At 57.9% G+C, this 23,896-nt stretch carries 26 protein-coding genes and 3 tRNA genes; 7 read left to right on the forward strand and 22 right to left on the reverse strand.

Annotation, left to right across the window (positions count from 1 at the left end; translation table 11 throughout):
• Positions 1 to 72: 72 nt before the first annotated feature.
• On the reverse strand, positions 73 to 1,287 hold the full coding sequence (locus RIN56_12085; protein ID MDR7867552.1) for a molybdopterin molybdotransferase MoeA: 1,215 nt from the start codon (positions 1,285 to 1,287) through the stop codon (positions 73 to 75).
• 15 nt (positions 1,288 to 1,302) lie between these two features.
• The gene (locus RIN56_12090) at positions 1,303 to 1,923 is read right to left on the reverse strand and encodes a molecular chaperone TorD family protein (protein ID MDR7867553.1); all 621 of its coding nucleotides are present in this window, start codon (positions 1,921 to 1,923) and stop codon (positions 1,303 to 1,305) included.
• Between the two features lie 234 nt (positions 1,924 to 2,157).
• Here RIN56_12090 and RIN56_12095 point away from each other — a divergent pair, with 234 nt between their 5' ends.
• Positions 2,158 to 2,367, forward strand: a complete 210-nt coding sequence (locus RIN56_12095; GenBank protein MDR7867554.1) for a small, acid-soluble spore protein, alpha/beta type — start codon at positions 2,158 to 2,160, stop codon at positions 2,365 to 2,367.
• A 133-nt stretch (positions 2,368 to 2,500) separates the two neighbouring features.
• On the forward strand, positions 2,501 to 3,817 hold the full coding sequence (locus RIN56_12100) for a metallophosphoesterase (protein MDR7867555.1): 1,317 nt from the start codon (positions 2,501 to 2,503) through the stop codon (positions 3,815 to 3,817).
• 556 nt (positions 3,818 to 4,373) lie between these two features.
• On the opposite strand, the gene RIN56_12105 is transcribed toward RIN56_12100, so the two are convergent.
• Entirely contained in the window at positions 4,374 to 5,576 is a 1,203-nt protein-coding gene (locus RIN56_12105; GenBank protein MDR7867556.1) for an MFS transporter, read from the reverse strand.
• Between the two features lie 180 nt (positions 5,577 to 5,756).
• On the opposite strand from RIN56_12105, the gene RIN56_12110 reads away from it, so the two are divergent.
• On the forward strand, positions 5,757 to 6,230 hold the full coding sequence (locus RIN56_12110; GenBank protein ID MDR7867557.1) for a chemotaxis protein CheX: 474 nt from the start codon (positions 5,757 to 5,759) through the stop codon (positions 6,228 to 6,230).
• Between the two features lie 77 nt (positions 6,231 to 6,307).
• Here RIN56_12110 and RIN56_12115 read toward each other — a convergent pair whose 3' ends face one another.
• Positions 6,308 to 7,228 carry a LysR family transcriptional regulator gene (locus RIN56_12115; GenBank protein ID MDR7867558.1) on the reverse strand — a complete coding sequence of 307 codons (921 nt, stop codon included), beginning with the start codon at positions 7,226 to 7,228 and terminating at the stop codon, positions 6,308 to 6,310.
• Between the two features lie 129 nt (positions 7,229 to 7,357).
• Here RIN56_12115 and RIN56_12120 point away from each other — a divergent pair, with 129 nt between their 5' ends.
• Positions 7,358 to 8,062, forward strand: a complete 705-nt coding sequence (locus RIN56_12120; protein MDR7867559.1) for a hypothetical protein — start codon at positions 7,358 to 7,360, stop codon at positions 8,060 to 8,062.
• 1 nt (position 8,063) lies between these two features.
• Positions 8,064 to 8,429 carry a cupin domain-containing protein gene (locus RIN56_12125; protein ID MDR7867560.1) on the forward strand — a complete coding sequence of 122 codons (366 nt, stop codon included), beginning with the start codon at positions 8,064 to 8,066 and terminating at the stop codon, positions 8,427 to 8,429.
• Positions 8,430 to 8,542: 113 nt separating this feature from the next.
• Here RIN56_12125 and RIN56_12130 read toward each other — a convergent pair whose 3' ends face one another.
• The 3 genes from RIN56_12130 to RIN56_12140 all read right to left on the reverse strand — a co-directional run bounded on the left by RIN56_12130 (position 8,543) and on the right by RIN56_12140 (position 10,058).
• Positions 8,543 to 9,130 (reverse strand): DJ-1/PfpI family protein, encoded by a 588-nt coding sequence (locus RIN56_12130; protein MDR7867561.1) that lies wholly within the window; start codon positions 9,128 to 9,130, stop codon positions 8,543 to 8,545.
• A 175-nt stretch (positions 9,131 to 9,305) separates the two neighbouring features.
• Positions 9,306 to 9,791: a ferritin gene (locus tag RIN56_12135; GenBank protein MDR7867562.1), complete on the reverse strand. Its 486-nt coding sequence runs from the start codon at positions 9,789 to 9,791 to the stop codon at positions 9,306 to 9,308.
• Positions 9,792 to 9,982: 191 nt separating this feature from the next.
• Positions 9,983 to 10,058, reverse strand: a tRNA-Arg gene (locus RIN56_12140).
• Positions 10,059 to 10,330: 272 nt separating this feature from the next.
• Here RIN56_12140 and RIN56_12145 point away from each other — a divergent pair.
• On the forward strand, positions 10,331 to 11,200 hold the full coding sequence (locus tag RIN56_12145; GenBank protein ID MDR7867563.1) for a methyl-accepting chemotaxis protein: 870 nt from the start codon (positions 10,331 to 10,333) through the stop codon (positions 11,198 to 11,200).
• A 102-nt stretch (positions 11,201 to 11,302) separates the two neighbouring features.
• Here RIN56_12145 and RIN56_12150 read toward each other — a convergent pair whose 3' ends face one another.
• The 10 genes from RIN56_12150 to RIN56_12195 form a co-directional block, all read right to left on the reverse strand.
• Complete coding sequence (locus RIN56_12150; protein MDR7867564.1) at positions 11,303 to 11,494, reverse strand: hypothetical protein; 192 nt, start codon at positions 11,492 to 11,494, stop codon at positions 11,303 to 11,305.
• A 167-nt stretch (positions 11,495 to 11,661) separates the two neighbouring features.
• A tRNA-Gly gene (locus RIN56_12155) sits at positions 11,662 to 11,735 on the reverse strand.
• Positions 11,736 to 11,749: 14 nt separating this feature from the next.
• Positions 11,750 to 11,826 (reverse strand) — tRNA-Pro (locus RIN56_12160).
• Positions 11,827 to 11,955: 129 nt separating this feature from the next.
• Positions 11,956 to 12,513, reverse strand: a complete 558-nt coding sequence (locus RIN56_12165) for a Fe-S-containing hydro-lyase (GenBank protein ID MDR7867565.1) — start codon at positions 12,511 to 12,513, stop codon at positions 11,956 to 11,958.
• 13 nt (positions 12,514 to 12,526) lie between these two features.
• Positions 12,527 to 13,372, reverse strand: a complete 846-nt coding sequence (locus tag RIN56_12170; GenBank protein ID MDR7867566.1) for a fumarate hydratase — start codon at positions 13,370 to 13,372, stop codon at positions 12,527 to 12,529.
• Positions 13,373 to 13,455: 83 nt separating this feature from the next.
• Positions 13,456 to 15,162, reverse strand: a complete 1,707-nt coding sequence (locus RIN56_12175; protein ID MDR7867567.1) for a sigma 54-interacting transcriptional regulator — start codon at positions 15,160 to 15,162, stop codon at positions 13,456 to 13,458.
• A gap of 86 nt (positions 15,163 to 15,248) precedes the next feature.
• On the reverse strand, positions 15,249 to 15,992 hold the full coding sequence (sdhB, locus tag RIN56_12180; protein MDR7867568.1) for a succinate dehydrogenase iron-sulfur subunit: 744 nt from the start codon (positions 15,990 to 15,992) through the stop codon (positions 15,249 to 15,251).
• Positions 15,989 to 17,746 carry a succinate dehydrogenase flavoprotein subunit gene (gene sdhA / locus RIN56_12185; GenBank protein MDR7867569.1) on the reverse strand — a complete coding sequence of 586 codons (1,758 nt, stop codon included), beginning with the start codon at positions 17,744 to 17,746 and terminating at the stop codon, positions 15,989 to 15,991. Before sdhA ends, sdhB begins: the two co-directional genes overlap by 4 nt.
• 60 nt (positions 17,747 to 17,806) lie before the next feature.
• A complete protein-coding gene (locus RIN56_12190; protein ID MDR7867570.1) occupies positions 17,807 to 18,418 on the reverse strand; it encodes a succinate dehydrogenase cytochrome b558 subunit in 612 nt (203 codons plus the stop codon).
• Between the two features lie 88 nt (positions 18,419 to 18,506).
• Positions 18,507 to 18,698, reverse strand: a complete 192-nt coding sequence (locus tag RIN56_12195) for a hypothetical protein (GenBank protein ID MDR7867571.1) — start codon at positions 18,696 to 18,698, stop codon at positions 18,507 to 18,509.
• Positions 18,699 to 19,095: 397 nt separating this feature from the next.
• On the opposite strand from RIN56_12195, the gene RIN56_12200 reads away from it, so the two are divergent.
• Positions 19,096 to 19,794 carry a GntR family transcriptional regulator gene (locus RIN56_12200; GenBank protein MDR7867572.1) on the forward strand — a complete coding sequence of 233 codons (699 nt, stop codon included), beginning with the start codon at positions 19,096 to 19,098 and terminating at the stop codon, positions 19,792 to 19,794.
• Between the two features lie 60 nt (positions 19,795 to 19,854).
• On the opposite strand, the gene RIN56_12205 is transcribed toward RIN56_12200, so the two are convergent.
• From RIN56_12205 to rph, 5 genes are read right to left on the reverse strand one after another with little or no spacing between them, the layout of a single operon-like run.
• The gene (locus tag RIN56_12205; protein ID MDR7867573.1) at positions 19,855 to 20,733 is read right to left on the reverse strand and encodes a response regulator; all 879 of its coding nucleotides are present in this window, start codon (positions 20,731 to 20,733) and stop codon (positions 19,855 to 19,857) included.
• Positions 20,733 to 22,046 (reverse strand): sensor histidine kinase, encoded by a 1,314-nt coding sequence (locus RIN56_12210; GenBank protein ID MDR7867574.1) that lies wholly within the window; start codon positions 22,044 to 22,046, stop codon positions 20,733 to 20,735. The genes RIN56_12205 and RIN56_12210 overlap by 1 nt, the downstream gene beginning before the upstream one ends.
• A 50-nt stretch (positions 22,047 to 22,096) precedes the next feature.
• Positions 22,097 to 22,570, reverse strand: a complete 474-nt coding sequence (locus RIN56_12215; protein ID MDR7867575.1) for a metallophosphoesterase — start codon at positions 22,568 to 22,570, stop codon at positions 22,097 to 22,099.
• Positions 22,551 to 23,162 (reverse strand): XTP/dITP diphosphatase, encoded by a 612-nt coding sequence (locus RIN56_12220; GenBank protein ID MDR7867576.1) that lies wholly within the window; start codon positions 23,160 to 23,162, stop codon positions 22,551 to 22,553. Before RIN56_12220 ends, RIN56_12215 begins: the two co-directional genes overlap by 20 nt.
• A complete protein-coding gene (rph, locus tag RIN56_12225) occupies positions 23,159 to 23,896 on the reverse strand; it encodes a ribonuclease PH (protein ID MDR7867577.1) in 738 nt (245 codons plus the stop codon). Before rph ends, RIN56_12220 begins: the two co-directional genes overlap by 4 nt.

The following is a 23,896-nucleotide window of genomic DNA, read 5'->3' on the forward strand; positions in this document are numbered from 1 at the left end:
CCGCTTGTTTAAAGTCAATAAATCGCTCGGAATTGACTGTATCGATTTTCTTATTTCTACATCAGAAAATGTTTATAGGTCGGCCAGCAAACAGACTTCCACGGTGCTGCCGGCGGCCAGGGGCGGACTGCCGGCCGGGATGACGATCATGGCGTTGGCGGTCACCGCAGATTTGAGCATACCGTTCCCCTGCAGCGGCATCGGTTCGACGGTCAGGCCTCCGTTCACCGGCCGGCAACTGGCCCAGACGAACCGCGTCGCTCCCGAGGTTTTCGTGAAAGGCGCGGTCAGCAGCGCTTTGGCCCGCGGCCGCCACCAATCGCTTCTGCCGGCCATCTTGAGCAGCGCCGGACGGACGATCTGCTCGAACGCCACGCTGGCCGCGGCGGGGTTGCCGGACAGCCCGACGTAAAGCTTGCCGTCCTTGTGGCCGGCCAGCACCGGCATGCCTGGCTTTATTCCCACCCGCTCGAACATGACGCTGATGCCCAGCTCACGGTAAACATCGGCGAGGAGGTCGTAGTCGCCGGCGGAAACGCCGCCGGTGGTCACGATCAGGTCGCAGGCTGCGGCGGCCGACAGCCGGGAAATAATCACGGCCACCTCGTCGCGGGCGATGCCGAACATGATCGGCTCCGCGCCGGCGTCGCGCACCTGGGCGGCGAGCATATAGCTGTTGGAATTGCGGATGGCGCCCGGAGGCAGCGGCGCCTCGATATCGGTAACCTCGCTGCCGGTGGCCAGCAGGGCAACCCGCGGCCGTTTGAACACCCGCGGGCGGGAAACACCCAGCAATGCCAGCAGTCCCATGACCCCGGCGTTGACAACCGTCCCGGCCGCGATCACCTTTTCGCCGGCGGCAATTTCCTCGCCGCGCCGGCAGAGGTTTGCGGCAACGCCGGCGCCGGCGAAAACAGTCGCCCGGCCTGGTTCCTCGCGGACATCTTCCCGCCGAACCACGCCTGTGGCGCCTTCCGGCACCGGCGCCCCGGTCATTATCTTGGCGGCCGTACCTGGCCGCACCGCTACCCGCGGCACGCTGCCGGCCGGAATGTCGTCGACTACCTCGAGCACGACCGGCCACTCCGGAGCGGCCTCAGCCACGTCGGCGGCGATTAGCGCATAGCCGTCAAGCGGCGATCTGTCGAAGGGCGGAAAGTCGGCGTCGGCCACGACTTCGTCGGCCAGCACCCGCCGCCAGCAGTCCGCGAGCGCAACCTCTTCGGCGGCGATAACCCGAACGGCCTTGAGCAGTTTATCCTGAGCCATATCCAGGGAAACAGCCATACGGCTCACCTCCAATCAAGCAATCTGTTCATAGCTTTTCCGGTCGGCGCGGAGGAAAACGGCTATTACCCTGAGCACCTGACGGTAGAACAAGGGTATGCCGGTCTTTTCCGCCTCTGCGGAAAGCTCGTCGACCCAGTCGAGATGTTCCCGCCAGAATATCGCCTGACGCTCGGCCGTTTCGTTCGCCAGCAAAAAAGCGGCGAACTCAAGCTCGAGCCCGAGATGGTCGGGTGTGGCGCCGAAATCAGGGGGCAGCTCCAGGCCGTATTTTTCGTAGAGTGCCTTCATGTGCAGGGCGGCGTCGCTCATCAGATAGCCTTTCTCTTTGGCAAAAGGCACTTGGGCGCTGCTGTCGGCCGTCCATTGCCGATATACCGATTCCACCGGCACCACCCGGCGTTCCGGCGGAAAGATAAAACTCTGATTGTACGCCCGCGCGAGAGAATCGCGGTCGCCGGCCAGCCGCGGCCAATCGTTGTAGGCCAGCAGCGGCACGGGGTAATCGAGTGCCGAGAACGCCTCGTGAAGATATTTGACCGTCTCCGGCAGCTCGCCCACAAGCTCGTCGGTGGGCGCCTGCGTCAGATCGGCCAGAATTGCCAGAACGCCTTTTCTGTACGCTAATTTGTCCATCCCGCCACTCCTTATGCGATAGCTTTCGTTTACCATCTTTCGCCACCCGTACCGTTTCATCCTGCCGCCCGGCAGGAGGGCGGGCCGTTTCCTGCGCGGGATTGTGATAGTGCCATAATTAGATTATTATGTCCTGGATCGATCTTCGACTAGCAATCGCGAGCCGGGAAATACTATATTTGTCGCCCGCTGAAAAATCGCTGGAGAAATAATACTTTTAAGGAGGTGCGAAATATGGGTGACAAGGTTATGTCTGAAGAAACGAAACAAAAATTGGCGGATGACCTTGGATTCGGCGATAGAACTGCTGATGGGGATTGGTCGGACGTTACAACGGGTGAAGTCGGGTCTATGGTTAGAGAAGCTATCAAGCGTGGAGAACAAGCAATGGCCGAAGAAGCGAGAAAGAATGGTCTAGCTCATCAAAATGCAAATGATCAATAGCCCTTCGGGGCTTATTTTTTTGTCAGCTCAATGTATTTTTGAAAATTATTGTAAACAGGGCAGGAACAAGATTTGTTTACATCTAAATTTACTAATATCGACATGTATATATGTATTATTGGAGGAAATGAACATGAAAGCAAAATTTCTCTCTTTATTGCTGGTGTGCAGCATGGTTATTGCTTTAGCGCTGTTCACCACTGGATTTTCGTGGAATACCGGCGCGCGGGCTTCCGCGCCGGAGGGCGCCGCAGCTTTGTGGGAGGCTGGCGGCACAAGAGACAAGATCGTCGTTATAAGCGACATCCATCTCGGTATCGATGACCGCTATACCGAAATGCTGAAAAACCGTCAGCGGCTTATTGAATTCTTGCAGCGCCTGCAAAACACCAAGGATGTGCGCGAGCTGGTGATCGCCGGTGATTTTCTGGACGAGTGGTTTCTGCCGGTCTATTATCCCAGCTACACGGATGAACGGCAATTTTATAAGAATGTGATTGCCACCAATCGGGCCGTGATCGACGAGTTGAACAACGTGACCAAGAAAGGAATAAAGCTGGTTTACGTGCCTGGGAACCACGACATGCTGCTGAAGGCCAGCATTTTGCAGGAAGCGATCCCTAATATCGTTCAGGCCAGGGATGCCGAAGGGATCGGCGCTTATTACACCGGCGACCGAAACGAGATTGCAATCGAGCACGGTCACCGTTACGATGTGTTTTCCGCGCCTGACACGGTCACCAACGCGGAGCTGTGTGGTAATGACAATACCATTTTGCCCGCAGGGTATTTTTACGCCCGCTATGCCGCAACCTGGGTGCTGGAGGGTCGTCCGAAGGTAGAGAAGAAACTGCCGGTGGTAACTGACGTGCCGGATAAGACCGATACGGATCAGTATGGCGCTTATCTTTATTACTCGCTTCTCAAAAGCATCACCGCGCGGATGACGCCCAACGAGGGCCTTGACGAGAAGATATTCGATATGCGCATCGCCGGATTTGACAATGCGTATACTTATCTTGATTTCTACCCGGCTCAGCAGAAGGACGGAACTATTTCCGCGCCGGTGCTGTTCAAAAATGTCCAGCGCACATGGGGCGAGCGCCAAAAAGTCAATAACGTCAAGGTTCCGAACAGCTTTATCGAGGCGGTATCCGGCGCCACGGACTGGGCATACTATTTCAGGCAAGCAAAGGCACAGTACCTTGAAAACCCGAACGAAAACGTGGACGTGGTCGTGTTTGGTCATACCCATGTGCCGGCGTATCGGGACCTGGGCAACGGGAAATATTACCTGAACGACGGAACCTGGATCGACCATAACACCGACCATCCGGATGCCACCAGAACCTTTGCGGTCATCACCACCGGCAATAAGGATACGGCTGCGCTCTACAAGTTTACGGAGGACGGCTCTGTTATCGATATTGGCGCCAGCGTCAGCAAATGAAGCGGCCTGGTCAACGCCTATAATGAGGCAGCCTTGTCCCAACGATGACCCATCTCCACTCACGGAGCTATGAAAAAGAATATCGATGAATACTAGGCGCGGCCGACAAAGGTATGCCTTTTCTTACTGCAATGGGGATGGCCCAGTTTGTGGTCAACATTTTGCAACGATATTTTCAGGGGAAGAAAAGGTTATACACCTACATCTCATTGGTGAGAAGTAACCACGGGGAAAGTTGGCTCAATGGTGCGGGAAGCGATAAAACGGGGCGAACAGGCGATGGCCGACGAACTGAATAAAACGGGAAGCGCATCAACACGCGGAGTAAGTTAAATGCCCGGAACTGGATTGTTCCGGGCATTCTTCTGTGAACGGATGCTCGTTAAATACCGTCGAGAACTTCTAATCGAATTCGATAAGTTATCTCTTCAACAACTTTATCGAAGCTGCCTGGGATATCGTGAAGGAAATAAAGACAGGACGGCCATCGGTCAGTTGGTAAAATGCGCTGTTTGGCAGCACGTCTCCAGTTTGTGATTGTTTGAGCAGGAACCGCTTAGCAGCTTTCGTGAACTCCGCCGGACCGCACCAAGGCAAACAACAGGACTGCTAAGAGCGGACCGGCTGCCAGTACCGCAAAGGTCCAGGTATAGTTACCTGTTAGATCAAGGAAGAAGCCTGCCGTTAGCGGTGAAATAACCGATCCAAGTTGCCAAACACCGTTACATAAGCCTATGGCGGTACCGACCTGGAGCGGTGAAACCAGTTCACTTATGAATGTGTTTAAAACAGGTCCGAAAACAAATGCGCCTGCGCCCAGTAACGGTGCTAAGATAACCAATTGTCCCGCGTCCTGGTTGTTGCCGAAGAACCATAAAAGAAACGAGAACAAGGCCAGAATGGTCATGCCGACTTGCCGTCGGAATCTTGGAAGCAAGTCGGCCAGCCAGCCGGCCAAGGGTTGGCCGATCAAAGCCCCCAGGCCGAACAAGGCCATAATTTGGCCGGACTGCTGCAAAGAGAGTCCTAAACATTGGTTCATGTATGTATTTGCCCAGGTTAAAGTTCCCCAGGTGCCCCACATTGCGAAAAAGCCCGCAGCAGCTGTCAGCATCAGGTCGCGGTTGCCAACAAGCGCCCTTAAGGTACTCCTGCCGTCAGTGGCAGTGTTCACGGCCTGATGGCGCGCTTTCGCCGGCCGGGGAATAACCAGCCAGGATATAGCCAGCACCAGCAAGGTAAAGCTGCCGGCAGCCAAGAAGGACGACCGCCAGCCATAGCTGGCTGCAATCATCGGCGACAAAAGATTTGCCATAAGTAGACCGAGAGGAGACGAGGCCATGAAGAATCCCATCGCTGTTGCCCGCCGGGTCGGGCCGAAGTGATCATATACTCCTTTTACCGATGCTGCGAGTACCGCCCCTGACCCGATGCCGGCAAAGAAACGCAGAACTGTTCCTGTCCAGTAGCCCGGAATCCAGGCCATTCCAATCGTGAAGATCCCCATTAAAAAAAGAGAGCCCAACAGCACCTTTCTTGTTCCAAGCCGGTCGGCCAACATTCCTCCCGGCAACTGGGTCAATAAGTAACCAAGAAAAAAGGCGCTCATGAACCCGCCGGCCTGCGCCGCCGTGAGGCCCAATTCCCTCGACGCCATGGGGATGACCGGCGGCCAGGAAAGCCGATCGATGAATGAGCAGAAAAATGCCAGTCCGCCGCAAAAGACTATTTTTATTGCCGTCGATAAATTTCTCTCCATGAGCTTCTCCCCGCATAATTATTCCTTCGTCCGGTTCTTTTCTATCGCAGTCTCAGACGTTCTCCATAAAAAATATATATCACATATAAAAGTTATTTACAAACATCTCATTGGAGCGACGAGTGGACAATGGCGAAAGAGGCCAGAATGAATGGAGAGACGCATCAACATGCGAAATAAGTGAAGACCCCGAAATTTTCGTACAGAGATTTTCGGGATCTTTCTTGTCGGTCGGCAAATTCCAATAACATCTATCGGTTCTATGTATCCAATAAGGGGATTTTAGACTATTTGGCTGACTCGGTTGTGAACAACGGTGGGGTTATTATCAATATCGGCGTAACCGGTCCCTTGAATGGTGTAATTATGATCGATATGGCTTCTGATTCGGCAAAGCTTTTTGCCTCGAAGATGATGATGGGGATGGCGGTGCCGGAGCTGGACGATCTGGCGCAAAGCGCCTTAAGCGAGATGGGCAACATGGTTTGCGCCAACGCTTGCACGCAGTATAGCATGGCGGGCATCAGCGGCCTCGATATTTCGCCGCCTCTCCTGCTAATCGGCAAGGATGGGCGGGTCAGGCTGCCGTTCCCAAAACGCTGGTGGTGGATTTGCTGGCCGATGAAATCGATGTCAGAGTGTATGTCGGCCTGAGTTAACATTCCCGACGCTGACTAGAAAAAACGGAATGACGCATAAAAACGCGGAACTAGATCAAGGACCCGGAAGTCCTAACGCAAGACTTCCGGGTTCTTCGCTTTTTTACTGTCGGCGATATGTTCCAGGGTTACGTCAATGAACGCCTTCAGGGCCGGCGACAGCCATTTGTTCTTGTGGTAGATGAGTTGGGCGCTGATATTAAAGGCGGGGCCCGCCCATTTTAGGTTCGCAAGATGGCCGGCCGCAAGATCGTGGTCGACTACGACGCGCGGCAGGAAGCCTATCCCCCAGCCGTCACAGACGAATCTTTTTATTACCTCGTTGCTGCTGATGCCCATCGCGGAGGACGGTTTGGACCCCGCCTGCGCCAGGATGCTTTCGAATATCCGTCGGTAGGTGCAGCCTTCGGCGGTAAGAACGAGCGCTTCGCCGTTTAAGTCTCCAGGCAAAACCCGCCGTTTCCGGGCCAGGGGATGGGGCGGCGCGGCTATTACGGCCATGGGTTCCGCGAACAGCACGTGAGTGACGAGGTCGGTTTCCCGGCACGGCACGTCGAGGAGGAGGGCAATGTCGATCGCGTTCTTGCGGAGGAGAGTGCGATAATCGTGGACGACGTCGAAACGGATGTTGATTTCCACCCGCGGGTAGCGTGAACGAAAGAGATTGAAAACCTCCGGCAACCTATGGATGCAGAGGGATTCCGCCGTGCCAATAGTCACCGTCCCCTGGGGAGCGAGTGAACTCGCCGCATAGTCCCTGGCTTCGCCGGACAATTCTACGATCTGTGTGGCGTAAGTGTAGAGGCGCTCGCCTGCCTTGGTCAGCTTTATCTGTTTGCCAAAACGCTCGTACACCAGGACGCCCAGTTCTTCTTCCAACAACTGGATCTGGCTGGTGACGGTAGACTGAGCATAGCCCAGCTCTTCGGCGGCTTTGGTGAAACTCAGCAGCCTGGCTGTGGCAATGAAGGTTTTGAGTTGACGGATTTCCACGGCTTACACATCCATCGCTTATTTTGAATAACTTTATCGATATTATCAATTTTACCTATTGATACTTCTATGATAGTATGGTTTCAAAAAGAGGTCCAGGGAAATTTTGGCCTTGACGGGAGGAGAAAGATGCTTCAAAATATCAGCGCCGCTGAGGTAAAGCGGCGAGCGGCCGAGCTGGGGTCGGACCTGTGCGGGATAGCCCCGGTGGAACGGTTCGCGGATGCGCCGGCCGGGTTCCACCCCGCCGATGTCCTAGGAGGCTGTAAAAGCGTAATCGTGATCGCGGAGCGGTTTCCTTGCAGTGTTATCGCATCGCCGTCGGCGGCGGCATACACTTTTGCCATACTTAAGGCAGCCGATCAGATGGATGCCATTACTTACCGAATCGCGTCGGAGCTCGACAGGCTGGGAAGCTGCGCCCTGGCCGTTCCGTCCCGTGACCCTTACGATTACTGGGACGAGGATAAACGGCACGGCCAGGGGATTTTGTCGCTGAAACATGCGGCCGTAAGGGCCGGCCTGGGCCGGATGGGCAAAAACACGTTGCTTGTCAACGACAAACTGGGCAATATGCTCTGCCTGGGCGCCGTACTTGTCGATAGGGAGCTAGCGGCCGATCCGGTGGCCGCTTACCGGACGTGCGAGCCTGATTGCCGGATATGCCTGGACGCCTGTCCGGCCAAGGCGCTGGACGGCAGCACTATCGAGCAACGCAAATGCCGCAGCTTATGCGGGAAGCATACCGACGGCGGAGGGTTCGTCTATGCGTGTAATCTGTGCCGCAGAAGCTGCCCGCATTATCAAGGTTTGCACGTGACGGGGACAAGGTGAAATGAAGGTTCGTGTGGTTAATTTCGCCGATAAATTCGCCGGGATAGGCGAGCTTCACGCTTACAAGCTGGTGGCGCAGATGAACGATTATCACTTCAAACTGGTGAGGATGAAACGGGAGTTTATCTGGCACAGCCACCCGGAGACCGACGAGGTTTTTATGGTGATTGACGGCCACTTGCGGATCGATCTGCGGGATGAGGCGATCTCTTTGACCAAGGGGGAAATGGTGGTGATTCCCAAGGGGGTCGAGCATAAGCCTTCCTGCCGGGAGGAGTGCAAGATTCTGTTGATCGAGCCCGCCGGCACGCTCAATACCGGTAATGCCGGCGGCGACCTGACCGACACGGATATTGAATGGGTCTGACGGCGGGTCAGATTAAGCCAAAAAAGATGAGTCCAGTGCCATCGAAAATGGGAACCCGGAAGCCTAAGAGGACTTCCGGGTTTCTGCTCATGGTATGCGCAAGGGTGCGGGGGTTACAGCGACCGCCAGTCGCCGTACTCCATGTATTTGACCGTTTTGTTGGCGATTTCTTGGCCATATAGCTTCGTCACAATATGGAGAGACAGGTCGATACCGGCCGAGATCCCCCCGGAAGTCATCACCTTGCCGTTATCGGTGTAGCGTTTCTCATCGACGACGATAGCGCCGGGCGCCGTCTCCCGCAGGTGGTCGGCCACACTGTGGTGAGTAACGGCTTCCTGCCCGTCTAACAGGCCTACAGCGCCGAGGATTCTCGCCCCCGAGCAGACGGACATGACTATCTGGGCGCCGGCGGCAACGCTTTTAAGCCAATCCAGGACCGCGTCGTTTTTGTACGCGACCCTGGTTCCTATGCCGCCGGGAACTACCAGGATATCAATCGGCGGATGGTTGTCGAACCCGAAATCGGACAGTGCTGTGAGGCCGTTGACCGATCTTACCGCCGCCCCGTCTTCCGATAACGTGAAGACTTTAAACAACTTTTGGTCGTTAAGTTGGGCCGTAACGGAGAAAACTTCGTAGGGACCGGCGTAATCGAGCAATTCTACATCATTAAACAGGAAAATACCGACGTTATACATTGCGACCATCTCCTCGCGCGGCCCTCCGCCGCTTTTCCCTTCAATCTAACGATTATTATTTTCCACGAGTCCTTCTTTTTTCCTTTTATTTGCCTGAAAAGGAAAAGCCGGGGCTTTCCCACGGCCTGATCGACCTTGGCCGCAACACCCCGGCTTTTCGTGACGAGTATCGATTTTAGCGCTTGCCGAGCTCCTTGTCCATCCAGATCAGGGCGCTACCTTTGTCGCCGGCTACTTTCATTCTCTCGATGATTTCCGAAGCAGACGCTTCTTCTTCGACTTGTTCGGTGATGAACCACTGCAGGAAAATCTGGCTGGGGTAGTCCTTCTCCGCCAGCGCCAGCTCGTAGAGACTGTTTATACGATCAGTCACGTGCTGTTCATGGGCCAGAACCTTTTCAAAAACGGCCAACGGCGACCCAAAATCGCCGGGGGGCGCTTCGATCGCTTTAAGTGCAACCTGCCCGCCGCGTTCGAGTACAAAATCGAACATCTTCATGGCATGGCTGACTTCTTCGTTGTACTGGGCGCGAAGCCAGTGGCCAAAACCCTTGAGGTTGCTCCCTTCACAGTAAGCCGCCATCGACAGGTAGAGGTACGCGGAGGCCATCTCGGCCTGAATCTGGTCGTTGAAGGCATCTTGTACTTTTTTTGAAAGCATATGTATCTACCTCCTTGTGTGTTTTCAAGGATAATTTTAGCATAACGCTTCGCTATTATGCAATAAGATTTATTCTTTTTTAATAATAATTATTATTATTTTGAGATACGCCCGTCTGACAGCGTCATACAACGATAGCACCTAATGCAAAAAAACCAAGCCTCCACATTTCCGCGGAGGCTTGGTCAGAGTGGCGCGCCTGGCACGATTCGAACGTGCGACCAACGGATTAGAAGTCCGTTGCTCTATCCCCTGAGCTACAGGCGCATTATATAATTATTCCTGTCGTGGTACCCGTTACTCACCGAAAGATTATAGCATTTTTGCCGGACCCGTGTCAATAAAGGCTTGCTGCCATTATCGCCCATCGGCTCCCCCGCCGGCGCAATCAACATGAGACGATACCGGCGTTATCAAATTCTTCCGCAGAGGCAGGCTACATAGCGAATTTATGAAAGGTTTTCCCGGATTTGTGTCGAAAAATACTATCACTTTATAAATAATGTCCATTTCGAGGAGGGGGTGGAGTTTTGTTAAAAATGGATCAAACTGTCGCCAGCGAACTGACCGATTTTATTTACGGCAGTACGGGGTATCACACTATTGTCTGCGACGCAACCGGCACGATAATCGCCGATTCGGCCAAAACCCGCATCGGGACCGTGCACGGCGGCGCCAAGAAAATCTTGACAACCAATATCGATGCAATTATCGTCACCGAAGAAGACGCCGCCGCTTCCGATGGCAAAATGAAGCCGGGTGCCAACATGGCTATCAAGGACGGCGGGGAGAAAATCGGCTCTTTCGGCATCGCCGGCAATCCCCAGGTCGTCGAGCCCATTGTGAAGATTGCCGCCGGCATCGTCCTCTCTCGCTTGCAGGATAAAGAGACTACAGCAAGGATCAGCAAGTTGGTTAACGACCTTTATTCTTCGCTGGAGCAGGCGGCCGCAGCCATCGAAGAGTTATCCGCTTCGTCGCAGGAACTGGCTTCCACGAGCCAGGAGGCGGCGTCACTGTCCCGAGAGGCCGCAGAGAAAGTCAATAATACCACGGAAATCCTCGAACTTATAAAGCGGGTCGCCCAACAGACCAACCTGCTTGGTCTGAATGCCGCCATTGAAGCCGCCAGGGCCGGGGAACTAGGCCGCGGGTTCGCGGTCGTCGCCGACGAGGTGCGCAAATTGGCTGACGAGAGCAGCCGGTCAGTGGGGGAAATCAACGCGATGCTCAACCAGTTCCGGGTATCGGTGGAACAAGTTCTGAAGAATGTCGAGCAAAACAGCACCATTACCCAGGAGCAGGCCAAATCCACGCAGGAAATCGCCCGCATGATCGAAGGCTTGCGCAATGTCGGCCAGGATCTGATAGCGGTTGCCGAGAAAACCACCAGTATCGACGGAAATTAGTTGCGCATCGTCATTTTTTGGCCCGACCACTAGGCCAAGCTAAAGCGGCCCCTGCAGCGGGCCGCTTTTTGTGTTTCCGGAAGCCGATTCCCCGAGATATTGTCAGAAGAGCTGCAACTGGTCCTGCTCCGGGTCTATCTTGGCCGGGTTGATATACTTCATCTCCCGCGCGAATATCCATCGGTCGCAGGCGCGGCAGTAGACGCTGGCATTTTCGTACGCCCAGGCGAGGTCGCGACCGCATTTAGGGCAGACAAACTGGATCATGAGCTTTTGCGCCGCTACAGCCGCCAACGAATCCACCTCCGCGCATCCGTGTCTATTATTGTTAATTCGCCCCGAACGCTCAAAACCCTCTTCCGGCGGCCGCAAACGCACCAAGTCGCTTCCCATTCGCACGCTAAAGACCGCCAGCAATACTAAAACCGCCCGGATTATCGCCGGGCGGCTTGTCGAAATACTGGAGCGGGTGATGGGAATCGAACCCACACAACCAGCTTGGAAGGCTGGGGCTCTACCATTGAGCTACACCCGCAGTTTAATAAAACGTGGTCGGAGCGGCAGGATTTGAACCTGCGACCCCCTGGTCCCAAGCCAGGTGCTCTACCAAGCTGAGCCACGCCCCGTGAACCGCAAGGAGTATTATACTATACGGTCTGCGGAGTGTCAAGCGTTAAGTAGACATAATGTTGAAAGATCGCATCTTGAATTACCGAAGGCTGGCCAGCAGATTTCAGCCGCCAGCCAGCCTTTCTTTACAGCCGCCGGTATTGCTTCTGCCCTTCCTCGTAATAGTTGCGCCCCTCACTGTCGATGACGACGATGGCCGGGAAGTCCTCGACCATCATCTTGGCGAACGCCTCGGCGCCCAGATCGGGGTAGGCCACGACTTCATAACCCTTGACCGTCCGGGCGATGAGGGCCGCGGCCCCGCCGGTGGCTGCGAAGTAGACTGCGCCGTGCTTTTTCATGGCTTCGACAACTTCGGCGCTGCGGTAACCTTTGCCGATCATACCTCTCAGCCCCTCGGCCAGCATCCGTGGAGTATAGGCATCCATACGGCCGCTCGTCGTCGGCCCGGCCGAGCCGATAGGCTGCCCGGGCTTCGCCGGGCTCGGGCCGACATAGTAGATGACTTGGTCGTGGATATCGACGGGGAGCCCTTCCCCCCGGTCGAGGGCCTCGATCATGCGCTTGTGGGCGGCGTCGCGGGCGGTGTAGATGGCGCCGGTGATGAGGACGCTGTCGCCGGCCCGCAGTTTCCGGGCAACATCCGCGCTGAGCGGGGTTGTGATGCGGATGGATTCGGCCATGCTCTCATTCCCCCTATATTTCGATTTCCGCATGCCTTGTGGCATGGCAGTTGATGTTGATCGCGACCGGCATGCCGGCGATGTGGGTGGGGAAATACTCGATGTTGACCGCCAGGGCGGTGACAGTGCCGCCCAAGCCCTGCGGGCCAACACCCGTTTTGTTAACGAGTTCGAGAATTTCCGCCTCGAGTTTGGCGTATTCCGGGTTGGCGCTGCGCTGGCTTATCGGCCTTATCAAAGCTTTTTTGGCCAGCAAGGCCGCCTTCTCCATCGTGCCGCCGATGCCCATGCCGATAACGATCGGCGGGCAAGGGTTCGAGCCTGCGGCGCTTACCGTGTCGACGGCGAATTTCTTAATGCCGGCAACCCCGGCTGAGGGCGGGAACATTTTCAGGGCGCTCATGTTCTCGCTGCCGAAGCCTTTGGGAGCGAGGGTGATTTTCACCTTATCGCCGGGAACGATGGCGATATGAAGGATGGCCGGCGTGTTGTCGCCGGTATTCTTGCGGACGAAAACCGGGTCGTCGACAACCGATTTGCGCAGATATCCTTCGGTATAGCCTTTGGCGACGCCGGCGTTGACGGCCGCTTCGAGGTCGCCGCCGACGATGCGGACGTTCTGACCGAGCTCCATGAACACGACCGCCATGCCGGTGTCCTGGCAGATGGGCATTGCCTGGTCGCGGGCGATGCAGGCGTTTGTCACCAGTTGGCCGAAAATTTCCCGGCCGAGCGGCGATTCCTCCGTCTTTTGCCCATTTTCGAGGGCGCTGAAAATATCCTCGGCCAGGTAGTAGTTGGCGTCGACGGCGAGCTTCGCCACCGCCGCCGTTATCTGGCCGGCTTCCACAGTACGCATGAATGGCCTCCTTTTCTTTGACGTATTGCCGCGCCGCGCACGGCTCTGTCCGATTTCTGCCCTATGTATTACTATTATGGCCGCTATTTCGCCTCCCCCAGGTCGTATTTGCGCAGTTTGTTGTACAGGGTTGCCAGAGAAATGCCGAGCGCCCCGGCCGCCTGTTTCTTGCCGTCGAGGTTGTGGCCGTACTTGGCGATCGCCAGGCCGATCAGTCGCCGCTCCATTTCCTCGAAGGTCATGACGTCGGTGTCGCGCAGACTGAGGTCGCGTTTGGGGAAATCGGCCAGCGGCCCCAGTTTCGCGGCGGTGATCGTTTCCCCGTCGGCGGTTACCACCGCCCGCTCGACGACGTTTTCCAGCTCGCGCAGGTTGCCGGGCCAGTCGTAGCGTTTCATCTCGGCCAGGGCCTCGGTGGAAAAGCCGCGGATGCGTTTGCCGAGGAGACGGTTGAATCTGGCGAGAGCGCTCTCTACGAGCAGGGGAATGTCTTCCTTGCGGGCCCTGAGAGGCGGCATGGTCAGCTCGATGACCTTGAGCCGGTAGTAAAGGTCCTCGCGGAAAGTGCCGACGGCGATCAGCTTGGCCAGGTCGCGGTTTGTAGCGGCGATGACCCGGACGTCGACGGGCTTGGGCTGCGTGCCCCCGACCCTTTCGATCTCCCGCTCCTGCAGCACGCGGAGCAGCTTGCCCTGGAGTTGGTGCGGCATGTCGCCGATTTCGTCGAGGAAGATCGTCCCGCGGTTGGCCAGCTCGAATTTGCCCATTTTGCTTTCGGTGGCGCCGGTGAAGGCTCCCTTTTCGTAGCCGAAAAATTCGCTCTCCAGGAGCGTTTCCGGGATGGCGGCGCAGTTGACGCGGATGAAGGGGAAGTTTCGCCGGCTGCTGGTGTTGTGGATGGCGTGCGCGAAGAGTTCTTTGCCGGTGCCGCTCTCGCCCATGATGAGCACCGTCGAATTGGTGTCGGCGATTTTGCGGGCCACCTCGACAATCTGCCTCAGGGCAGAGTTGGTGCCGAGCACGTCGTCGAAGGAGTATTTTGCGCTGGTCACTTCGCCGAATTTGACCGACAGGCGCTCGAGAAGGCGCGACTGGCGCTGAAGCTGTTCCATGAGACGCATGACGTCGGTGAGAGGCTGGAAGACGACCACGGCGCCAACCATCTCGCCGTTGGCGTCGGCGTAGATAGGGGCGGCGTTCGACACGACTTCGATTTCGGTGCCGCCGACGACGCTGCGATGCCCGAATACCGGCTGCCGGGTGCGGAGGCAGCGGGCCAACGCCCCGTTCGGCGAGGCCCGGAAGATATTTTTGCCGATGCGACCGTCGGCGCTGATGCCGGAAATCTTCGTGAATGAAGGGTTGACGTATTTTACCGTGCCGTCGGTATCGGCGACTTCGATGCCTTCCTGGACCGAATTGAGGATGGCGTCGAGTTCGCCTTTGATGTTCTTGATTTCGATCAGCCGCTGTGTCTCGTCAAGGATGGTGAGCATCAGTTCCGCCGCTTTGCCGTCCATGACGGTCGCGCCGGACGGCTTGCCGGCCAGCAGCTTTTCGCGCACCTCCGCGCGGCCTGTGGCCTCGATGTAGATGTTCACGTCAGAAATAGCGAGGAGCGCGGTGAAGTCGGTGGTGACGAAAACTCCGTCCTTGCGGGCCAGCAGCGCGCCGGGCGCTTCGGGGTCGATATCGGCGGCACCGAGGATGATGACGTTTTTCGTTGTTTTCAGAGTCTGGTACACGACCGTGCCGCCCTTGCCAAGGCCGATAATCGCAACTTTGTACACGTTTAGGCTCCCGCATTCTAATTATTATAAATCATTATATTTTACCTTCCGGCCGCTGACAACAAAGTTCAGTTTGGAACGTATCCCTAACCGCCGAGGAGGCGGCTGAGGGCGAAACGGTTGACTTCGCGGTTGAGCTTGGCCAGCGAGGTTGTCAGCGGTATCTGCTTGGGACAGGCGCGGACGCAGTTCTGGCTGTTGCCGCAGCCCGCTATGCCGCCGGGCGCTATGAGGGCGGCCAGGCGCTCCTCTTTCTGCAGCGCCCCGCTGGGGTGGGAGTTAAAGAGCTGCACCTGGGAGACGGCTGCCGGGCCGATGAAGGCGGACTTGCCGCCGGCGTTGGGGCACGCTTCGAAGCAGCAGCCGCAGGTCATGCAGCGGGACAGGGGATAGGCTTCCTCCTGGACCTTGGGGGCGATACGGGGCCCTGGGCCGAGGTTGTAGGTACCGTCAATCTCAACCCAGGCCCGCACCTTTTTCAGGGCGGCGAACATCACCTTGCGGTCGACCATCAGGTCCCTCACTACCGGAAACTTGGTCAACGGCGCCAGACGGATCGGCTGGGCGAGCTGGTCGATGAGGGCCGAACAGGCTTGGCGAGGTTTGCCGTTGATCAGCATCGTGCAGGCGCCGCACACTTCTTCGAGGCAGTTGCATTCCCACACGACCGGCTGCGTTCTGCGTCCGTCTTTGGTCACGGGCTTGCGCTGGATGTCCATGAGGGCGGAGATGACGTTCATGTTCGGGCGGTAGGGAACATGGAACTCCTCGTGGTAGGACGGTTCCGCCGGCGAGTCCTGGCGCTTGACGATGAGGTGGATAGTTTTCATTGCCGCTCGCCTCCCTTGTCGATATCGTAGCGCCGCGGCCGCGGTTTGATGTGGGAAACATCCACGCCTTCGTAAGTGAGCCGCGGGCCGTCAGGGTTGTATTCAGCCTTGGTGGTTTTGAGCCAGTTGGCGTCGTCCCGGTCGGGGAAGTCCGGCTTGAAGTGTGCGCCGCGGCTTTCGTCGCGCGCCAGCGCCCCCAGCGTTATGACCCTCGCCAGGTCGATCATGCCCCTGAGCTGGCGGGTAAAGAGCAGGCTTTGGTTGGACCGCGGGCTGCTGTCGCCGAGGCCGATGCGCCGCCAGCGGGCCGCCAATTCCTGCAGCTTATCGTCGGTAGCCCGCAGCCGGTCGTTGTAACGGATGATGGTGACGTTGCCGGTCATCCACTCCCCCATCTCCTGGTGAAGGGCGAACGGATTCTCCGGTCCGTCCATGCTCGCCAGGACGCGGTAGTCGCTTTCGGCCTGCCTGCGGGCCAAGTCCAGTGCGCCGGGGTCGAGCGGCGGCATTATGCGCCCCTGCGCATAGCGAACGGCGCTGGGGCCGGCAACCATCCCGCCGTAGATGGCCGAGATGAGCGAGTTGGCGCCCAGGCGGTTGGCGCCGTGGTACTGGTACTCGCACTCGCCGGCGGCGAACAGGCCGGTAATGTTGGTCATCTGGCCGTAGTCCACCCACAGGCCGCCCATCGTGTAATGCACGGCCGGGAAAATACGCATCGGCACTTTGCGGGGGTCTTCGCCGACGAATTTTTCGTAGATTTCGAGGATGCCGCCCAGCTTGCGGTCCAGTTCCCGCCGGTCGATATGGGATACGTCGAGATAGACGGCATTTTCGCCGTTGACGCCCAGCTTCATCTCGTTGCAGACTTTGAAAATCGCCCGGGTGGCGATATCCCGCGGCACGAGGTTGCCGTAGGCGGGGTACCACTCTTCGAGAAAGTACCACGGTTTGCCGTCTTTGTACGTCCATATCCGGCCGCCTTCGCCGCGGGCCGACTCGGACATCAGGCGGAGCTTGTCGTCGGCGGGGATGGCGGTGGGGTGGATCTGGACGAACTCGCCGTTGGCGTAGCAGGCGCCCTGACGGAAGGCGGTGGCGGCCGCCGCCCCGGTGTTGATCGTCGAATTGGTGCTTTTGCCGAAGATCATCCCCAGGCCGCCGGTACACATGACTACCGCGTCGGCGGCGAAGCCTTCGATATCCATCGAGGCCGTGTCTTGGGCGACGATGCCCCGGCAGCAACCGTCGCCGGCTTTCACCAGGCCGAGGAACTCCCAGCCTTCGCGTTTTTCGACCGCGCCGGCAGCTTCGTGGCGGCGCACCTGCTCGTCCAGGGCGTAAAGGAGCTGCTGGCCGGTCGTCGCGCCGGCGAAGGCGGTGCGGGCGTATTTGGAGCCGCCGAAGTGGCGGAAATCGAGCAGGCCTTCCGGCGTGCGGCTAAACGGCACGCCCATGCGGTCCAGCAGGTAGATGACATCGGGGGCCGCCTCGCACATCGCTTTGACAGGCGGCTGGTTGGCGAGGAAATCGCCCCCGAAGATGGTATCGTCGAAGTGCTCGGCGGTCGAGTCGCCCTCGCCCTTGGTGTTGACGGCGCCGTTTATTCCTCCCTGCGCGCAGACGGAATGCGACCTTTTCACCGGTACGAGGGAAAACAGGGTTACCCTTCCGCCCATTTCGACGATCTTGATCGTCGCCATCAACCCGGCCAGGCCGCCGCCGACGACAATAACGCTGACGCTGCGCTTCAACCCTATTCCCCCTTATCTGTTATTTTATCTGGCTTTCGCCGCTCTCCAGTGCGCGCGCCTTCAACTTACGAAAGCGAACAGGGCGCGCACGCCGACGGCGTAGAGGAAGACAAATACGAAACTGCAGGCGTACATCGCAGCTGTCTGGGACCGGGGGCCGATGGTGATCCCCCAGGTAATGAGGAAGGTCCACAGGCCGTTGACGAAGTGCAGCAGGCCGGCGGCGAGGCCGACAGCGTAAAGGGCGAAGACCAGTGGATCGCCTAACAGCCCCGCCATGTGCGAAAAAGTGATCTCGGTGCCGTAAAGAGCCTTGCCGATACGCAGCACCCACACGTGCCACACCAGGAAGGCCAGTGTGATCACCGCCGTCGCCCGCTGCAGGTAAAACATCCAGTTGCGGAAATAACGGTAGGAAAGCTGGTTATTTTTTGCGAGGTATGCGACATACAGGCCGTAGAAGGCGTGAAACGCGAGCGGCACGGCGATAAAGCCGATTTCCAGCGGGACAACGAACGGGAGGCTCTGCAGGAAGGACACTGTGCGGTCGAACGCCGCCGGGCCGACGATAGCCTGGGAGATGGAAAACATATGCTCGAGCATGAAAAAGCCGATCGGGACGATCCCGGTCAGGGAATGGACGCGGCGCAAAAAGAAATCGGCGCTGGGCATGGCATCTCCTCCTAAGATTGACTGATAATGCGACCGGCGGGTAAAAAAGCATCACCAGCCGGTGCTGGTGAAGCGAAAAACTTGCCGGTTACTCGCTTTCGGCCGCGTCGCGGCCGCCGGACGATGTCTCGATTATCTCGCTGTGGGCGCCGTGCACCCCGCACTCGGGGCACAGCCACGTCTGCACCCGCAGCATCAGCCTGCGGTCGTTGAAATCGTACCCTACCGTGGTATACTTCGATGCTTTTTCGAGATGCTCACACCAGTGGGCTCTCATCATCTCTAATCACCCTCCCCACACTTTTTGGACCCGTCACATTATAATGCAAAAAGCGTGCCAAGAGCATTTTCAGTATTTTCAGGCCTTTGCGGCGACCGTTCTGCAACCGTGTTTCTAAAAATTATAAGCGCCCGAAAGGCAAGCTGGCGGACAATCGTTGCCGGCAGGAGCATCGCCCGCCTGTCGGTCTGACCAATATACCGTCATTCTAATAATTATAATTATTATAATTTTTATAACTTTTCGGCGCTTAATGAGTCATTTTACGGTCGCAGCAGGTCTCAACTTGGTAAAAATATTGACCGCAGGCGAAAAACTGTGATATTTTATATCTGTATATTTTTCTGTAGAAATTTGCGACCAACCCGGCACGTACGATCCGAGGAGGAGTAAACCCATGGGCAGCATGTCGCCTATCCATCTCGATAATTACAAACCGCTCCGCGAAGTCGTCTTCGATGTCCTGCGCAACGCCATCACCAGCGGCCTGCTGCAGCCTGGGGAACGTCTAATGGAAAACCAGCTTGCCGAGCAGCTCCGGGTGAGCCGCACCCCCGTCCGCGAGGCGATCCGCAAGCTGGAGCAGGAGGGGTTTGTCGTCATGGCGCCCCGTCGCGGCACCTATGTCGCCGACATTTCCATCCGCGACATCAATGAGGTGTTCGAGATCCGCTCCGCCCTCGAAGTGCTGGCAGCCGGCCTGGCAGCCGAACGGATCGGCGAGGACGACCTTGAGCATCTGGAACGGCTGCTGGTGGAGATCGGCGAATATATCGAGAAGGGTGACACGGCGAAAATTGTCGAGGCTGACTGCCGTTTCCACGATATCCTCTACGGCGCCACCAACAATAAAACGCTGGCCGCCATCATCAGTAATCTGCGGGAAAAGCTGACCGTCTTCCGGACCATTTCCTACGGCTACCCCGGCCGAGCGAAGCGTTCGCTGGAGGAACACCGTCGCATCGTCGAGGCGCTGGCGCGTCGTAACCCGACCATCGCCCAGCAGTTGGCCCGCAAACACATGGACAACGCCGAACAGACGCTGCTGCTGCACATGAGCGAAAAGAACCAGGAACGTCGCAAGGCCGGCGAATAGGATAATAAGCAAAAAGCGACCGCGCAGTTCAATAGCGCAGGTCGCTTTTTCATCTCGTTTTTAGGCCTGTTCGTTGGATGCGAGAAAGACCAGCCCTTCGACGAATTTCTTGACGTTGATCTTGCCGTGGTACGGGCTTTTGCCCTGGACGAAATTCATCTCCTGACGTACCTCGCTGAAGTCGAACAGGGCGGTGCTGTATGTCTGGAAGCGGTCGTTGTGATAATCCTCGATACCGACGTTGGCCATGTTTTGGAGCGCTTTGGCGATAGCCCGGCGGACGCGCTGCTCGATGGTCTTGGTGTCCTGGCCGGCGTCCTGGGCCATCTGCTGATAGATCTCGTTGAGCTGGTAGGGCGAATCGTCTGTCAGGCGATCGCTGGCGGCCAAAAGCTTCGCCATCTGGTAGATGCTCTTGGCCCCGACCTCGCCGAGGATGCCGAGGTCGGAGAATACTTTGTAGAGCACGCTTTTCGGGGGGCGGCGCTCCGCTGCCGGCGCGGCCGTTCCGGCAGCCGGCGCATACGGGGCTGTGGCCTGGGAGATGAGAGACATGGCTTTTTTTAGCTCGCGACTCTCCCTGACCTTGTTGATGACGGTGATGATCTCGGATACGTTGACCGGTTTGTGGATATAGAACTCGATGCCGTGTTGGTAGGCCTGGGTTATCATCGGCTGGCTGCGCGATTCGGAAATCATTATGCACGATACGTTCAGACCCTGCTCTTTGAGCTTGCGGATGAGTTCCACTCCGTCCTGTCCGGGCAGCAGCAGGTCGATTACAGCGATGTCCGGCCGATGCTCGGCGATGAGCTTTTCGGCCGCCACGCCCTCGGCGCTTTCGGCCACAACCGTTCCCAGGTCATTTTGCTCGATGATGTTGCGGATTATTTTGCGAATACTGACATCATCGTCGACGACAACAAACCGTAACGACATCAGGCTCCTCCTTCTCCCGCCCATTCGCCGGGCAGCGCTATACTCCGCATAGGCAGCGTCACCGTAAACGTGGTAAGGCGTCCGGTCCCCGACCCGACTTTCACCGTCCCCGATAACATTTCGGTGAGATTCTTAACATGGGACAGCCCGAGCCCGGTGGACATTTTGCCGGTAACGGGGCAGAACTTGGTCGAATAGCCGACCTCGAACAGCAGGTCGAAATCCTCCGCCTTGATACCGCATCCGTTATCTTCAACGGCGAAGACTATTTCCCCTGCCGCCGCCCGCTCGGTCACCCTTATCATGCCGGTGTCGCCGCAGGCTTCGATGGCGTTGATTATGAGGTCGTCGAGGATGGATACGATGGCGTAGTGATGGTCGGTGACAAAGTCGAATTCGTGTTCGAAGGAGATGGTGATGTTCTTGTCGATGCCGGTCAGATAGCGCCTGGTGTTCTGTTCAATGATGAAAAATATCTCCGCCAGGCTAAGTCCGTGGAGGGTGGACGAGGGATGGAGGATATTCTCGATGCCTGTCACCACACGGGAATAATCCTTCTTCACTTCATGGATGTTGCGGGCGACCGCCAGGGCCTGAGCAGCATCGGGATCGGCGCTGTCGCGGGCGTAAAGCCTTTTGTAAAGCCAGTAGCTGTCTTCCATGACCTGTTCGATGTCCTGTGAGGATTTCTTGAGATAGTAGAGCTCGGCTTTGAGCTGGGCGATCATGACGGTCAGTGCGGTGTAGCGGGCCACCTGCTCTTCGGCCAGAACGAATGTCTGATAGCGCCTGAGAGCGTAGTAAGCGCCGACGGCCAGAACGGCGCGCAGCACAGCCACCCCCACCAGACTGGAGAAAACATTTTCGGGATTGCCCTTGAGGGGGTCGCCGCGGGTGAGAAGTTCGACGAGGTTGCTGAAAACGTCGCTGACGCTGAGCAGGAGGATAAGGGCAGGGAGGTTGTCCACCATGCGGCGGATGCCGAGGGCCTGAAAACAGGCTCCATAGGAGATGTAATAGATGATCGACGGCGAGTTGATCAGTACGACATCGATGAATCCTACCGGGTCGAAGGTCAGTTGGAAGGCGCTGCGGCCGACGGTGATCGCTATCCCGGAGAGGATTGCGGTTGTAAAGACGGGCAGGCGGGGGAAATAGAGAAGCAGCGTCGCCAGAACGGCTACGCTGACCGTGAAGCGGAAATGGGTATGGAAGGGGTAGATGTAGGCCAGGCCGGCCAGCCCTACCAATAATACGACTACCAGAATGGACTTATACTCCCGTCTGACGATCCGAATCAATTCCACTGCCATCGTGCTCCGTCCCATAAGCATGATTCACCGGAGGCCCGGCGCTCACAAAATCATATCTCTATTATCTCGGCCGCGACTTTGCCGTCCGCGATCACCAGCACGCCGCAACTGGGCGGATGACCGCCGCGGGGGTGGACGGCGCCGCCGGGATTGAACAGCAGCACGCCGTCATGCCGGCTGATGTCCGGGACGTGGGAATGTCCATATATGACCACATCGACGCCGTATTGGCGTCCCCACCACAGCAGTTCGCCGCTACGCTCCTTGGCGTTGTAGCGGTGCCCGTGGGTCAGCCAGATTTTCCGGTCGCCGGCCTCGATGAACTCGTCTATTTTGGCGTCGGTGACGCCGTCGCAGTTGCCGGCGACCGCGGTCACCGGCAGACCGGTCAGGTCGGCGAGGCGGCGGGCGTCCTGGCTGTAGTCGCCGGCGTGCAGCCACATGTCCACTGGCCCGGCCGCCGCCACGGCCCGCCCGATCGCCGCCTGCGAACCGTGGCTGTCGCTAATCACGCCTATTCTCATTGTAATACCTCGCCAGCGTAGTCGCCATGTTGCGGAGCGCCTGCCCGCGGTGGCTGACGGCGTTCTTGTCCGCCACCGTCATCTCGGCCAGCGTCTTTTCGGCGCCGGGCATGTAAAAGAGGGGGTCGTAGCCGAAGCCGCCCGTACCCCGCGGTTCTTTGAGGATGGTCCCTTCGCAGGTGCCTTCGGCGGTCAGCAGCGCCCCGTCGGGGTCGATGTAGGCCAGGACGCAGCGGAAGCGGGCGGTTCGCCGGTCGTCGGGCACACCTTCGAGTTCGGCCAGCAGTTTGGCGTTGCAGTCGGCATCGCTGGCTTCGGGGCCGGCGTAGCGGGCGGAATAAACGCCGGGCGCCCCGCCCAGCGCGTCGACCTCAAGCCCCGAGTCGTCGGCCAGGCACGCCCGGCCGGTATTGAGGGCGTAGTGGGTCGCCTTGAGGATGGCGTTGGCGGCGAAGGTGTCGCCACTTTCCACCGCCTCCGGGACTGCGGGGAAGCTGTCGAGGGCCAGCACCTCGACCGGCAGGGCGGCGAGGGCGGCGGCGATTTCCGTGACTTTTCCCTTGTTGCGGGTCGCTACTACTAACGCCGTCATGCCCGCCCGATCCTCCAGGCCAGTTGGCCCAGCACGTCTTTCTGATAGTCGATGAGCTCGGCGACGCCTTTTTCGCCGGCAGCCAGCATTAGCTTGAGCTGATCCTTGCTGAAGGGCGCTTTCTCGCCGGTGCCCTGCACCTCCACGAAATGGCCTTCGCCGGTCATGACGAGATTGAGGTCGACATACGCCCTGGAGTCTTCCTCATAGCACAGGTCGAGCAGCACTGCGCCGTCGACGACGCCAACGCTGACGGCCGCGAGGAAGTCGATCACGGGAAAGGGTTTTTCGGGGGCGTAGAATGTGTTTACGGCGTCGACCAACGCCACGTATGCGCCGGTGATCGAGGCGGTGCGGGTGCCGCCGTCGGCCTGGACGACGTCGCAGTCGATGGTGACAGACCGTTCGCCGAGGGCCTTGAGGTTGGTGACGCTGCGCAGCGCCCTGCCGATGAGACGCTGGATCTCGTGGGTTCGGCCGCTGGGTTTGCCTTTGGCCACCTCGCGGACGTTGCGCACCTGGGTGGAGCGCGGCAGGAGCGAGTATTCGGCTGTCACCCACCCCTCGCCCATTCCCTTGAGGAAGGGCGGCACCTTCTCTTCGACGCTGGCGGCGCAGATAACCTTGGTGTCGCCGAACTCGACCAGTACCGAGCCCTCAGCGTATTTCAGATAGTTGCGGACGATTTTCACCCGGCGCAGATCAAGGGCCTGGCGGCCGTCGCTTCTTGTCAT

It is taken from the genome of Sporomusaceae bacterium, from assembly GCA_031460455.1.
Classification (GTDB): domain Bacteria; phylum Bacillota; class Negativicutes; order Sporomusales; family UBA7701; genus Anaeroselena.

Excerpts from the sequence above, each read along its gene's own strand:
- RIN56_12085 (MDR7867552.1), bottom strand. The coding sequence starts at position 1,287 with ATGGCTGTTTCCCTGGATATGGCTCAGGATAAACTGCTCAAGGCCGTT.
- RIN56_12090 (MDR7867553.1), bottom strand. The coding sequence starts at position 1,923 with ATGGACAAATTAGCGTACAGAAAAGGCGTTCTGGCAATTCTGGCCGAT.
- RIN56_12095 (MDR7867554.1), top strand. The coding sequence starts at position 2,158 with ATGGGTGACAAGGTTATGTCTGAAGAAACGAAACAAAAATTGGCGGAT.
- RIN56_12100 (MDR7867555.1), top strand. The coding sequence starts at position 2,501 with ATGAAAGCAAAATTTCTCTCTTTATTGCTGGTGTGCAGCATGGTTATT.
- RIN56_12105 (MDR7867556.1), bottom strand. The coding sequence starts at position 5,576 with ATGGAGAGAAATTTATCGACGGCAATAAAAATAGTCTTTTGCGGCGGA.
- RIN56_12120 (MDR7867559.1), top strand. The coding sequence starts at position 7,358 with ATGCTTCAAAATATCAGCGCCGCTGAGGTAAAGCGGCGAGCGGCCGAG.
- RIN56_12125 (MDR7867560.1), top strand. The coding sequence starts at position 8,064 with ATGAAGGTTCGTGTGGTTAATTTCGCCGATAAATTCGCCGGGATAGGC.
- RIN56_12130 (MDR7867561.1), bottom strand. The coding sequence starts at position 9,130 with ATGTATAACGTCGGTATTTTCCTGTTTAATGATGTAGAATTGCTCGAT.
- RIN56_12135 (MDR7867562.1), bottom strand. The coding sequence starts at position 9,791 with ATGCTTTCAAAAAAAGTACAAGATGCCTTCAACGACCAGATTCAGGCC.
- RIN56_12145 (MDR7867563.1), top strand. The coding sequence starts at position 10,331 with ATGGATCAAACTGTCGCCAGCGAACTGACCGATTTTATTTACGGCAGT.
- RIN56_12165 (MDR7867565.1), bottom strand. The coding sequence starts at position 12,513 with ATGGCCGAATCCATCCGCATCACAACCCCGCTCAGCGCGGATGTTGCC.
- RIN56_12170 (MDR7867566.1), bottom strand. The coding sequence starts at position 13,372 with ATGCGTACTGTGGAAGCCGGCCAGATAACGGCGGCGGTGGCGAAGCTC.
- sdhB (MDR7867568.1), bottom strand. The coding sequence starts at position 15,992 with ATGAAAACTATCCACCTCATCGTCAAGCGCCAGGACTCGCCGGCGGAA.
- RIN56_12190 (MDR7867570.1), bottom strand. The coding sequence starts at position 18,418 with ATGCCCAGCGCCGATTTCTTTTTGCGCCGCGTCCATTCCCTGACCGGG.
- RIN56_12195 (MDR7867571.1), bottom strand. The coding sequence starts at position 18,698 with ATGATGAGAGCCCACTGGTGTGAGCATCTCGAAAAAGCATCGAAGTAT.
- RIN56_12200 (MDR7867572.1), top strand. The coding sequence starts at position 19,096 with ATGGGCAGCATGTCGCCTATCCATCTCGATAATTACAAACCGCTCCGC.
- RIN56_12205 (MDR7867573.1), bottom strand. The coding sequence starts at position 20,733 with ATGTCGTTACGGTTTGTTGTCGTCGACGATGATGTCAGTATTCGCAAA.
- RIN56_12210 (MDR7867574.1), bottom strand. The coding sequence starts at position 22,046 with ATGGCAGTGGAATTGATTCGGATCGTCAGACGGGAGTATAAGTCCATT.
- RIN56_12215 (MDR7867575.1), bottom strand. The coding sequence starts at position 22,570 with ATGAGAATAGGCGTGATTAGCGACAGCCACGGTTCGCAGGCGGCGATC.
- RIN56_12220 (MDR7867576.1), bottom strand. The coding sequence starts at position 23,162 with ATGACGGCGTTAGTAGTAGCGACCCGCAACAAGGGAAAAGTCACGGAA.
- rph (MDR7867577.1), bottom strand. The coding sequence starts at position 23,896 with ATGACAAGAAGCGACGGCCGCCAGGCCCTTGATCTGCGCCGGGTGAAA.